Source organism: Desulfoluna sp., assembly GCF_030145185.1.
In the GTDB taxonomy this organism is placed as follows: Bacteria; Desulfobacterota; Desulfobacteria; order Desulfobacterales; family Desulfolunaceae; genus Desulfoluna.
On record NZ_JAQYWB010000001.1, the window covers coordinates 53,243 to 65,969 of the forward strand.

General features: G+C 55.9%; 6 protein-coding genes. 3 read left to right on the forward strand and 3 right to left on the reverse strand.

The features are described 5' to 3' along the window. Positions 1-808: 808 nt before the first annotated feature. The 3 genes from Q1Q75_RS00195 to Q1Q75_RS00205 all read left to right on the forward strand — a co-directional run bounded on the left by Q1Q75_RS00195 (position 809) and on the right by Q1Q75_RS00205 (position 6,622). Positions 809-2,155, forward strand: coding sequence for a TolC family protein (locus Q1Q75_RS00195; RefSeq protein WP_300666769.1), 1,347 nt, complete (start codon positions 809-811; stop codon positions 2,153-2,155). Positions 2,156-2,252: 97 nt separating this feature from the next. Continuing rightward, positions 2,253-3,395 (forward strand): efflux RND transporter periplasmic adaptor subunit, encoded by a 1,143-nt coding sequence (locus tag Q1Q75_RS00200; protein ID WP_300666771.1) that lies wholly within the window; start codon positions 2,253-2,255, stop codon positions 3,393-3,395. Continuing rightward, positions 3,392-6,622 carry an efflux RND transporter permease subunit gene (locus Q1Q75_RS00205; RefSeq protein WP_300666773.1) on the forward strand — a complete coding sequence of 1,077 codons (3,231 nt, stop codon included), beginning with the start codon at positions 3,392-3,394 and terminating at the stop codon, positions 6,620-6,622. The genes Q1Q75_RS00200 and Q1Q75_RS00205 overlap by 4 nt, the downstream gene beginning before the upstream one ends. A gap of 136 nt (positions 6,623-6,758) precedes the next feature. Here Q1Q75_RS00205 and Q1Q75_RS00210 read toward each other — a convergent pair whose 3' ends face one another. The 3 genes from Q1Q75_RS00210 to Q1Q75_RS00220 form a co-directional block, all read right to left on the reverse strand. After that, on the reverse strand, positions 6,759-8,177 hold the full coding sequence (locus tag Q1Q75_RS00210) for an exodeoxyribonuclease I (protein WP_300666776.1): 1,419 nt from the start codon (positions 8,175-8,177) through the stop codon (positions 6,759-6,761). A 292-nt stretch (positions 8,178-8,469) separates the two neighbouring features. Next, positions 8,470-9,555: an HD domain-containing phosphohydrolase gene (locus Q1Q75_RS00215; RefSeq protein WP_300666779.1), complete on the reverse strand. Its 1,086-nt coding sequence runs from the start codon at positions 9,553-9,555 to the stop codon at positions 8,470-8,472. Then, complete coding sequence (locus Q1Q75_RS00220) at positions 9,555-12,413, reverse strand: response regulator (protein ID WP_300666782.1); 2,859 nt, start codon at positions 12,411-12,413, stop codon at positions 9,555-9,557. The genes Q1Q75_RS00215 and Q1Q75_RS00220 overlap by 1 nt, the downstream gene beginning before the upstream one ends. Positions 12,414-12,727: the final 314 nt, after the last annotated feature.

The window sequence follows — 12,727 nt, forward strand, 5'->3', positions numbered from 1 at the left end:
GCTCATGCACCTGCGACGCACTGTGCGTTTCCTTGCACGTCACGCGAATGCGGATGCATTTCAGCCTGGAGTGACGACTCCCGATGCGCATTCGCCAACCCGCTTTCGAGGTGGTTTTTGCTACAGTGGCTTCGCCACCTCGCCACCGGAGGCAGCCAGGTTAAAAATGCCTCCGGCGGCCCTGCCGGGGGCCAAACTTTTGAAAAGTTTGATAAACAGGTCTTAAAAAATAATCTCAGGTAAATCTAAAGCCCAAGGCGAATGTGATTTGACCCGAGGAATCCGCCTACGCAAAAGCCTCCGGCGTGACAAGTCCGCCTGCGCAAAAGCCTCCGGCGTGACAAGTCCGCCTGCGCAAAAGCCTCCGGCGTGACAAGTCCGCCTGCGCAAAAGCCTCCGGCGTGACAAGGCCGCCGACACAAAAGCCTCCGGCGTGACAAGGCCGCCTACGCCCATGTCAATGCGTCACCATCCGAACAACGCCGATGGGCTACGGCGCGACAAGCGATCCGTCTTCGCCTGCGGCTACGCCGTGACATGGGGGCAAAGCGCATTTGCAACCTGCTTTCAAGGTGGCACACCTTGCCGCCGGAGGCACGTTTTTGCCCCGAACTTTAACCATAGAAGGCATTGCTTTTTGTCCGTTTATTCTTTCCTTGCCCCCTTCCAAAAATAGCGTACCCTTTCAGGGTGCGAATGATTCTTGACACCATTCGTGAACGCGTGTTATTTCCGTGGGGTAACCTACGGACTGCACAAGAGATTTCCCGGAAGCCACCGCATCCCCTTCACCCGCCGGACAGATGCCATGAACCGATCTCTTCCCCTACTGACCCTGCTTCTCCTTTTCGCATGGAGCCTCCCTTGTCCATCTTCGGCAGGCTCTGAAAAGCTCACCCTCGCGGCCTGCATGAAAAAAGCCCTTCCCTATGCAGACACCATCCAACTGGCCGAAGAATCTCTCTATGCCGCAGAACAGGATCGACTCCGAGCCCGCGCGGTGCTTGTCCCCAGTGTGGAACTCACAGGGCGCCTCAGCGGAAACAGCACAGACCTTAAAGGGGCTTCCGCCCCTCCGAATCGCATCAAGGAAAAAAGCTACGGTTCCTTTGCAGGCATCGGGCTCCAATACACCTTTTACCTCAACGGCCGTGAGTTGATCGTTTACAAAGCCACCGGGGAGTTGGTGGAAAAAGCGAGCATGGAACTTCAAACGGCCACACAGGACTACCTGTTGCAGGTGGCCGCGGCCTTCATCGGATGTCTTCGAAGCCAGAAAGGGCTGGCCATTGCCGAAGCAAACCTTTCACGGCTCACCTCCCACCGGGAGGCCGTGGTCCGGCGAATCCAGGCCGGGCGCCTTGTCACCACAGAACGATTCCGATCAGACGCCGACCTCGCCGGTGGGCGCGCCCGGTTGACCAACGCGCAAAACCAACGCACTCTGAGCCGGCGGAGCCTTCAGCGCCTGGTCCCCCTGCCCGATGATTTTCAACTCGCCGAACCTGAAAAAATATCCACCGTTGAATCCCTGCCCCTTCGAGAATGCCAGGTCCTGGCCGAAAAAAATCGCCCAGAACTCAAAGCACTGCTCCTGGCCTCCCAGGTGGCGGATAAAGAGGTCTCGGTGGCAAAGAGCACCTACTGGCCCAGGCTCACCCTCGAAGGAGCCGCCGGAAAGGGGGAGCAGCGCGTGGAAGGAAGCTATGACTCAAGGGAGGCTGATTTCGATCTGGACACCACCCAATACAGCGCAAGCCTCACCCTGACCCTTCCCCTGTTAGATGGCGGACTTCGGCGCGCCGACATCCGAAAAAGCCTCTCCGACAAGCGATCCGTGGACCACAGGAGGCGTCAACAAACCAAAAAAATCCGTCTGGCCGTGGAACGGGCCTGGTATGATCACGACAACGAATCTCAACGAGTCCGCGCCCTCACGGAGAGCCTCACCTACTCCCGGCAATTCCTCACGGCTGTCACCCGGCAATTTGAAGAGGGCCTGGCGGAAAGCCTCGACCTGATCGACGCCAACACGCGCCTTGTCGAAGCTGAAAATCAACTCGCCGACGCACGCTTCACCCTGCACCTGGCCGCCATCCGCCTCAGGCACGCCTCAGGTCTGCACCTGTTTTCGACCTTCACCCGTGATCCATGACACCGCGGAACATCCACACCGCCATCTATTTCACTATAGAAACAAGGGATGACGGATAGGCCCCGTAAACGTCGCTTCAGGACAAAGAGAGCTGCCCATGACCCCAAAACTGTCCCCCCCATGCCCTGAAAAATCGGTGATAAGAATCTGCCTGTCCTGGTGGCCGGTGCTTGTGCTTTTTCTCATCCTTGTTCTCCTTTACCTCATGAGCGTCCTCAAAACAGAGGCCGTGGCCAAAGCCCGCCGAAGCCAACGAAAAGAAGGCCCTCCCCCCATCAATGTAGTCACACTGACTCTCGCACCGGCCCTCATCAAAGAGAGGATCACCCTTCCCGGTGAAATCCGTGCCAACCGACAACTCGCCGTCCCCTCCGAAGTGTCGGCCGTTTTCTTGAAAAAAACGCGTCACGAGGGACATTTCATTCAACAGGGTGAGACCCTGGCGCAACTCGATACCTCCCGTTACTCGGCCCGACTTCAGGCAGAAAAGGCTTTATTCATTGCCGCCCAGGCCTCGTCCAGGCGGCTGAAAAACCTGAACCTCACCCAATTGGCCACCCCTTCAGATCTGGATCACGCCGCGGCCAACCTTGAACAAGCGCGCAACGCACTGACCGCTGCACGCCTTGACCTTTCGAAATGCGAGATCAAAGCCCCCTTTTCCGGGTACCTCGACGCCTACCTGGTGGAAAAAGGAGACTTTGTTACCCCGGGGACCCTGCTGTGCCGGCTGGTGGAGCTCGACCCGGTAAAAATACGCGTGGGTATTCCGGAATCAAAGGTCACAAAGGTCCGCACCGCCGCCGCGTTCTCCGTCTTTGTGGATGCCCTGGGCGACTCGCCCCTCCCCGGAGGCCGCGTCTTCCATCTGGCCAGAGCCACCGACAACAAAGCCAGGCTTTACAATCTGGACCTTCTCTTCCCCAATAAAAAAGGACGCATGGCCCCTGGCATGTTCGCCCGGGTGGAGCTGGTCACGCAGATTCAGAGCCAGGCCCTCATCGTGCCCCTGTACGCCATCATCGCACGAAAAAACGGCCCCATTGTGTTCATCGAGGAGGGAGGAAAAGCGGTCATGCGAGAGGTTCAGACGGGCATTCAGGAAGGGTGGAGGGTGGAAGTAACCCAGGGCCTGACGGCGGGAGATCACGTCATCGTCGTGGGGCAGCGTTCGGTAAGTGAGGGTCGCAAGATGACCGTGGTCCGCCACACCGAAACGCCTGGGGAGCTGCATCCATGATCATTTCAGATACGGCCGTTAAGAATCGTATCAGCGTTCTGGTTCTGGCCGTCATCATCCTTCTGGTGGGCAGCTACGCCTACTCGGTGCTTCCCCGGGAGGATGAACCCGACATCACCATCCCTTACGTCTTCGTGGCCACCGTCTACAAAGGCGTGGCCTCAGAGGATATTGAAACCGCCATCACCATTCCCATTGAAAAAAAGCTCAAAGGCCTGGAAGGCGTCAAGAAGATCAGCTCCGTCAGCTCCGAGGGGCTAAGCGAAATCAACATCGAGTTTATTCCGGGTACCGACATCGACGAGGTGCTGCGCAAGGTCAAAGACAAGGTCGATGAGGCTCAAAGAGACCTGCCGTCTGACATGGAAGAAGACCCTTCCGTCTTTGAAGTTAACATCTCGGAGATGCCCATCGTCGTGTACTCCATCAGCGGCCCCCAGGGGAGCACCGCCCTGAAACGCCTGGCTGACGACTTAAAGGAGGACCTGGAGTCCGTGGCAGGGGTTCTGGAGGTCACGGTCACCGGCGGCCAGGAGCGGGAAATTCTTATCGAGGTAGACCCGGAAAAACTCGCCGGGTACCGCATCCCCATCACCGACTTCTCCCAAGCCGTCAGCCGGGAAAACACCAACACCTCCGGAGGCGCCCTCAACATGGGAGATGGCCGCTACCTGCTCCGGGTCCCCGGTGAGTTTGACTCGCCGGATGAACTTTTCGGCCTGGTGGTCAAACACCACAACGGAAAGCCGGTCTACTTAAAAGAGCTGGCCCGGGTCCTCGACACCTTTAAGGAGGAGGACAGCCGCGCACGGCTCAACGGACATGAAGCCGTCAATATTTCCGTAAAAAAACGCAGCGGCGAAAACATCCTGGCCATCTGTGAAGAGCTGGATCGCCTGGTGGCTCATCACCAGAAGGGCTGGGCAGAGACCACACGCATCACCAAGCTGATGAACAAGGAAAAAAACATCCGTGTCATGGTGGCGGATTTAGAAAACAACATCCTGTCTGGCCTCATTCTGGTGGTGGGGGTTCTTTTTTTTGCCCTTGGATTCCGCAACGCCCTCCTCGTGGGCATGGCCATCCCCTTCTCCATGCTCATCAGCTTCATCATCCTTCACGCCCTGGGCATCACCTTGAACATGGTGGTCCTCTTCTCCCTGACCCTGGCCCTGGGTATGCTGGTGGACAACGCCATCGTCGTTATGGAAAATATCTATCGATTCATGGAGCAGGGAGCCTCACGCCCCCACGCGGCCATGAAGGCCTCCTCGGAGGTGGCCTATCCCGTCATTGGCTCCACCCTCACCACCGTGGCCGCGTTCTTTCCCCTGCTCTTCTGGCCGGGTATCATGGGCGAATTCATGCGCTACCTCCCCTTGACCCTGATCATTACCCTCTCATCCAGCCTTTTCGTGGCCCTCGTCATCAACCCAGCGCTGGCCGCCTCCATCATGCGTGTTAAAACACCTGGCCCCTCACCCCGTCCCAAAGACGCCCCAGCCCCCCCAGCCCTTGAAACCCCGGTTGAAATCAAAGGCAGGGTCCTCGCGACGTATGCGTCGATACTTCAGGTCGCCCTGAGGCATCGATTCAAAGTGGTCGCGGGCGCCTTTTTGTCCCTGTTTATCCTCTATTTTTTCTGGCTCCTTGTCGTGGGTATTGAAACGCCCGTAGAATTTTTCCCGTCAGTGGATCCGCAAAATGTCTACGTGAACATCGACCCTCCCGAAGGGGCCAACCTGGATTACTGTGATCGCATGGTCCGGCAAGTCGAGATGAGCCTCGCTACGGGCACAAACGCCCCGCCCCTGGAAGAGCCCTACCGTGCCGCCCTGGCCCTGCAGCAGCACAGGGACCGAAAAGGACGCCCCTTCATGGCCCCAAGCGATTTCAACAACGTGGAGCACATCTACGCCAACAGTGTGCATCGATTCGGAAGCAACCTGTTTGCCCAGAACTCCCCCAACCATCTGGGGGTGCAGTTTGTGGACTATGACATGCGGACGAGCCCCTCCGGAGAAGCCATTCAACGCTTTCGGCAGCGCGTCAAACGCATCGCCGGGGCACGCATCACCGTACAAAAAGAGGAAGGCGGCCCCCCCACCGGGGCGCCCATCAATATCGAAATTGCAGGCGATGATTTCCCCACCCTGGGACGCCTGGGCACCGAAGTCCAAAAAATCATTGCCACCATCCCCGGCATCGAGGATGTCCGGGACGATTACAGCACCAACATCCCCACCGTTCGCATTCGTATCGATCGAAAACAGGCCGCCCTGGTTGGCCTCTCCACGGGCACCCTCGGAGCGGCTTTAAAAACAGCTTACAACGGCACCAAAATCTCCACCTACCGCGAAGCAGGCGATGACTACGACATCACCGTTCGCATGTCTAAAAAATTCCGCAATGCCCCGGAAACCCTGGACGCCCTCCTGATCCCTGCAGAAAACGATGTCCTTATCCCTTTATCGGCCATCTCCCGGATTGACTACGCCGGAAGCTTAGGGGACATCACCCGTATCAACCACAACCGGGTCGTCACGGTCAAAGCCAACGTCGATGATCAGATCAAACCGGGCACCGTGCTGCGCATGGAAGCCGAGGCCCTTCTCCAGGTCTTTCCCTTGCCTGAGGGGTACACCCTGGCCTTTACCGGGGAGAACGAAGAGGAGCAAAATGCCAAGTTATTTCTCTCCAGAGCTTTTCTGGTGGCCATTCTCCTGATTTTTCTCGTTCTCGTCACCCTCTTCAATTCAGTGGCGCAACCCATCATCATCTTAACCTCGGTAATCCTCTCCCTCGGGGGAGTCTTTCTCGGCCTTGCCCTCATGAACTACCCCTTTGGCATCATCATGTCCGGGGTCGGGGTCATCTCCCTTGCCGGGGTGGTGGTCAATAACGCCATTGTCCTCATCGATTACACCAACAAACTCCGGGAAGCGGGCATGGAGACAGGGGACGCGATCATCGCCGCCGGCGCCACGCGCCTCCGGCCCGTCATGCTCACCGCTGTGACCACCGTCCTCGGACTTCTCCCCATGGTCACCGGGATCTCCATCAACTTCCGGGAACTCTCCATCTCCACCCTCAGCGAGACCTCCCAGTACTGGAAATCCATGTCCATCGTCGTGATCTTCGGCCTGATCATCGCCACAGGCCTCACCCTCCTTGTCGTCCCCACCCTCTACAGCCTCCTGGCCTCCTCTCGAAACGACGTGCCCTGAAACCTGAAAAGTTAAAACAAAAAAGGCCGCGACATAACGTCACGGCCCTTCTTTTAAAAAAAATCAACCACCAGATTTGCGTCTCTGAAACAAACACCCTCGCAGGAGGTGTCAGATCTAAGCACGCTCCCCTGCGTTAAAAATTACTGGACAGATACCCTTCCAATTCATCGAGCAGACGCCCCTGCTCGTCATCTAAGGGGACATCGCTGCGGACCCGGGCGATTTCTTCCCTGGCCGCGTCAGGGGTCAGGCGGGCATCGCCCCGGAAATCCATCATGGGGGATTCCTCGTCCTGGGGATGCACCCTTGCCATATAGGCTTCAAAGGCTTCGAACACCTCTTCGTCTGAGAATTCGGGGTAGTTACGGAAAAGCACGCGGGCCGCGAGCTGCCGAACCTGACCGGGAGCCATGGCCTGCATGGCTTCAGCCATCGCCTCGGGGCCGGCCCGGTGAAACTTGGCGCAAAACGCTTCTTCGGCCTTGGAGAGAAAGCCGTTCTGGTAAAGGGAGGTGTCCACATCCAGATTCGGAACCTCCGGATAACGAAACTCTCGATGATACCGGACAATGCGCGCAAACTCATCCGGGTGGGCCTCCAGCCAGGCAAGGTTTGCCTCCACCCGGGCCAGGCGCTCGGCAGAAAGGCGCCCGACAAAGCGCTCCAGGGGCGGCAGGATCACTTGGGGTTCCCCCAGGCGCTTACGAAGGACCCAGGCCCGTTTTTCGATCTCTTCGTCCCCCTGGATCAGATTCTCGGCATCCAACCGCAGCCAAAGGGTCTGATTCTTGTAGGAGACAGACTCTCCCAGCGAAAGAACCGGTGCCTGATAAAACGACTCGGCACCGAACCGGCTGCCCGTCATGATCCCCCAGGTGTGCTGTCCCGCCGATGAGACATGTTTCGGCGGCAGCTTACCCAGGCGAAGCCCATCCTCTTTCTTGTTAAAATAGCCCGTGACATACGCCCACATCTTTCCCTCAGCGGCAAACCGCTTGGCCAGGGCCAGGGTGGCCTCCACATCGACCATGGCATCATGGGCCTGCCCTTCAGCCAGGGCATTGGCCTCACTGAGTTTTTCAAGCTTCAAGGTGGTTTGTCCGTCTTCCCGCCTTGGCCAGATCAACGTATCGGGCATGTACAGATGGTACAGAACCGCAATGGGCAGAAGATCCATACGGGAACAGCCATTGGCCCACTGGTGCGTATAGGGAGAAAGCAGGTTGCGATGAAAAGAAAACCGAAGGAACTCGTCATCAAAGCCAAGGGTGTTGTACCCGAGGGAAATCGTCCCCTCCCGGTTCATCAACGCGTGGATATGCCTGACCGCCTCATATTCACAAATGCCCTCCATGGATGTCTCAATCCCGATGCGATGGGTGATGGAGGCCATGGGAGACGGAACCACATCGGGCCTGAGAGACACAGTAATATTATACCGTTCCAGCTCATTGAGCTGCATATCCGTCCGAATAGCCGCAAACTGAAGGATCTGGTCAAAGGATTTATTCAAGCCGGTTGTTTCAAGATCGTAGAATAGATAGCTCTTCATCAACTCCCCTTTGGATGGATACGACACCTTTTTCTATGGGCATCACAAAAAACGCCCCTCAAATACCCACCCTGCATGGCCTCATGACGCACCAAGACGGCGACAGGCACAAAGCGCGGTGGGCTGTGACTTTTACAGACGCATCATTTCATGTTTCGGCGAGGAACAAAAGGGGACCAGACTCTCTGGCGGCCTGTTCCCCTTTTCATAACCTGTGACACCTGTTTTCATACACCGGGCAGTCGCCGATGTAAACCGGTATTGACGGCTCCCAACACGGCATCCATGCCCCTCAACCTGCTTCCCGCCTGCAAACCATGTCATGGTTTGCTTCCTCCCGGACGGTGGCGACAATCTGTTTGAGATCCACCTCAAGCCCCACGAACAGATCCGCCAGCCAGGGATCAAACTGCCGACCCGACCCTTCAGAGATCTCAGCCAAAGCGTCCTCCACAGACCACGCCTTCTTATAGGGTCGTTCAGAGACCAGGGCGTCAAAGACATCACAAACACAGACAATTCGCCCGTAAAGAGGAATCTCCTCCCCCTTCAACCCTTTGCAATACCCTGTTCCATCCCACCTCTCATGATGGGTCAGGGCAATCGCCTCGGCGATGCGAAGCAGCCGCGACTTGCTGCCTGAAAGAAGCATCCCGCCAATTTCAGAATGCCGCTTCATCTCCCGCCACTCCTCGTCGGTCAGGGGACCCGGTTTCAAAAGGATGCAGTCAGAAATACCTATTTTCCCAGCGTCATGCATGGTGCTGGCCAGTGAAAGAAGATCCACCTCTTCGTGGGGCAAACCCGCGGCACGCCCAAGAAGGCGACAATAAGCAGAGATGCGCTGCACATGCTGTCCCGTGCCCTCGTCCCGATACTCCGACGCAAGCCCCAGGCGATTAATAATCTCCAGCTGCGTTTCCTCCAGCTCCCGGGTCCGATCCCGGACCATATCTTCCAGCACGATATTCTGCTGCCTCAAGGCCTCTTGAGCTGAAACCAGAGTCAGGTGCGTCATCACCCGCGCTTTGACTTCCGAGATATCAAAGGGTTTGGTAATGTAATCCACCGCACCGAACTCAAAACCACGGGTTTTGTCTTCCGGCCGGTCCAGGGCCGTAATAAAAATAACAGGAATACCGGCTGTATCCGGTGCCTGTTTCAAGCGCTGACAGACCTCAAATCCATCGACGTCGGGCATCATCACATCCAGCAGAATCAAGTCCACCTCATTGCGCCGGACATACTCAAGAGCGCCCAGCCCGCTCATGGCCACCCCAAGTTTAAATGAATCTTTAAGAGCATGGATCAAGATATCAATATTGGCCTTGGTATCATCAACCAGCAACACTCTACGCTGCGTTAACGTGTCAGTCATTACAGGCACCTGTTGCAATGTGTAAGAAGAAGATCACGAGCCGAGGCCGACGCCTCAAGAAGGGAGGCTTCCAAAGGAGACAGGAGATCCCTGCATCGCCCCCTGTCGCAGGCGATCGCTGCCTCTTTCATGGCCTCCGCCCCCGTCGCCACATGGATAACGCTGAGCTTCGTCGCCTCCTTACCCAGAAGGTGCAGGGCCTCTGCCATCTCTCCAAAGCTCTCACGATCCATGTGTTGACGCATCACAAGGCCGACATCGTCGTACGTCGCCAAAAATCGGAAGAGGGAATCACCATAAAGCCCCCACTCCCCTTGTGTCAACGCCAGCCCCTGGGAAATATTAATCCCCGGAAGCATGTACTGCGTGCCTATCGACTCAGAGACCGTGTGATGCGGCTGAATCCCCATCGACGGCCCTTTGTATCGGAAAACATTCCGCCGGATGGCTGCAAAAAGTTCATTTCGATCAATGGGCTTGGGGACGTAGTCGTTCATCCCGGAAGCGAGACACCGTTCCCTGTCGCCATACATGGCGTGGGCCGTCATGGCAATAATGGGCAGGTCTTCTTTGCACAAGGTCTTTCGAATCTGCCGAGATGCCTCAAGACCATCCATTTCGGGCATCTGAACGTCCATTAAAACGGCATCGTACACCCCACCGATCCCCCGAATTTTTTCGAGGGCCTCCCGTCCATTTTCCGCCGTTGTGACCGTCATTCCGACGGATTTCAAAATTTCCACGGCCACCATTTGATTAATGGTGTTGTCTTCCACCAGCAGAAGATTCAACCCTGCAAATTCGTTGTCGGAAACCAAGCCCTGTGAGTCGTGAAAACGCCTCACCGCCTTGAACCCGAACAACTCCATCAGCGTATCAAAAAGAACCGACTGCTTGATGGGTTTCATCAAAAAACTATCGGCGCCCATTTTTTTGGCCCGTTCCACCTCCAGATCCCTGCCATAGGCACTGATGCAGATCACAGAAGGGGATGGCCCCTCGGTCTGGCTTTTCATGTGAGCCACCGCCTCGACCCCGTCCATTCCCGGCAGACGAATATCCATGATAACAAGGGCAAAAGGGTCCTTCAGTAAACTTCGCTGATAATGGTGAAGTGCCTGCTCTGCCGTATGGGCCATCTCCGTCCGAAACCCGAAGTTTTCCATGTACCTTTTAAGGACCATCAAGGTCGATGGGTTGTCATCCACCACGAGAACTTTGCGGCCTTGAAGTTTCGGGGGAAGGGCGATCTCTTTGCCCTGGGTCTCAAAGGGCATGAGCTGGGCCTCCATGGTGAACTGAAAGTTACTGCCCTTGCCGGGCTGACTCTCCACCCATATCCTGCCACCGAGCATGGGGACAATTTTTCTGCAAATGGCCAGGCCAAGGCCGGTCCCCCCATACTTCCGTGTGGTGGATCCGTCCGCCTGGGCAAAGGCATCAAAAAGAGTCCCCCGTTTATCTGAGTCAATGCCGATCCCTGTATCGCGAACGGAAAAATGCAGCTTGGCCACCTTCTCCCCCACAGAGTCCGTTCGAACAGACAGACAAATCTCTCCATGGTTGGTAAATTTGAACGCGTTGGAGGTCAGATTGGCCAGGACCTGACGAAGTCGCAAAGGATCGGAGATCACTTTCCGCGGGACATCGTCCGCGATATCAATAATCAACTCCAAATCTTTGTCTATGGTCTTTTCAAGAAACATATCGGCCACTTCTTCAACCACATCCCGGAGCGACACCGGTATAGTCTCCAGATCGAGTTTGCCGGCATCAATTTTGGAAAAATCGAGAATATCGTTGATGAGCACGAGAAGAGAACGGGAAGAGGAGCGGACAATGTTGATATACTCCTTCTGTTTTGAAGAAAGGTCGGTGCCGAGAACAAGATCACACATGCCGATGATCGCATTCATGGGGGTGCGAATCTCATGGCTCATATTGGCAAGAAACTGACTTTTGGCACGGCCAGACTCATCGGCGGCCTCCTTGGCAATTTTCAGCTGCCTGTTGGCCTCCATGAGCTCGGAAGTCCGCTCATCCACCCGCTGTTCCAACAGATCATGGGCATCCTTCAAATCCCGCTCGGCCTGCTTGCGTAGAGATATATCGATGACCGAGGCCACACTAATCCTGGCCACGGGGTCATAATTCACCTCGGAAAAAACATCGATCACCTCGCCGTCCTTGCGGACCAGTCGAAACTCATATTTTCGAGGCGAATCCTCACCCTTTTTCACCCGGTCGATATGGTCGCGTCGCATCCGCTGAAGATCCTCGGCCACCACAAACTCAATCCATCGCACCTTTCCTTCAATTTCATCCCGGTTAAACCCCGTTATCTTTTCAAAGCGGGCATTGGCCTGGGAGATGACCAGATTGTCTTCAACAATAATGGCCCCGCCTCCGGTGTTTTCAAATATACTGCGGTACTTACGTTCACTTTGAGTCAGCGCCTCGGTACGACGGATGGTATCTTGTCTGAACGCTTCGATACGATCGATAAATTTATAGACATACCAGATGATCACAACACAGAAAAAAAGAAGGAAATACTCCGTGGGGCGAAACTGGCCACAGGCATAACGGATCCCTATGGATAGGGGCGCCATAACAAAGGTGGCCGAAACCAGAAGCCGAAACGCCCGCATCCCATATTGAATGGCATTGCCCACAATCACGATGACCGTATAAAGCATCAGAGGCGGTGGCATGCTGGGGTCGTAAAGCCAGACGATCCAGGCGAGACTAAGATCGGCAAAAAGGGTCACCCGGACAACCGCCCAGCTCGGCCCCTGGTCGCGAAGCAGGAAAGCCAGCAGGCCCTGGATGACAATATAAAATAAGACAAGCGCCAACGCCACGGAGTCAGAAATGATTGCAGAGGCAGGGACAGCAGACCAGTAAACGGCCCAAAACAGCAGGAGTGATGCACGAATAAAATACTGGAGTGCGGGTACCGGTCTTCGGTGCCCCCATTCGGAAACAGAAGGGTCGTGGTTATTGTGTTTTATTTGCATACCGTCAATCGGATCTCGGATATGGGCTGAAGAGCCCGTTAACATAGTTTACCCACGCTAACACAATAAATAAGGCAGGGTCAAAAAAACCCCTGTATTCATACACCTCCACTCGAACAGTGGCAATACAGAGGCGATAATCTTTGAACATA

Coding starts and splice junctions, on each gene's coding strand:
- Q1Q75_RS00195 (WP_300666769.1), top strand. CDS start 809: ATGAACCGATCTCTTCCCCTACTGACCCTGCTTCTCCTTTTCGCATGG.
- Q1Q75_RS00215 (WP_300666779.1), bottom strand. CDS start 9,555: ATGACTGACACGTTAACGCAGCGTAGAGTGTTGCTGGTTGATGATACC.
- Q1Q75_RS00205 (WP_300666773.1), top strand. CDS start 3,392: ATGATCATTTCAGATACGGCCGTTAAGAATCGTATCAGCGTTCTGGTT.
- Q1Q75_RS00210 (WP_300666776.1), bottom strand. CDS start 8,177: ATGAAGAGCTATCTATTCTACGATCTTGAAACAACCGGCTTGAATAAA.
- Q1Q75_RS00200 (WP_300666771.1), top strand. CDS start 2,253: ATGACCCCAAAACTGTCCCCCCCATGCCCTGAAAAATCGGTGATAAGA.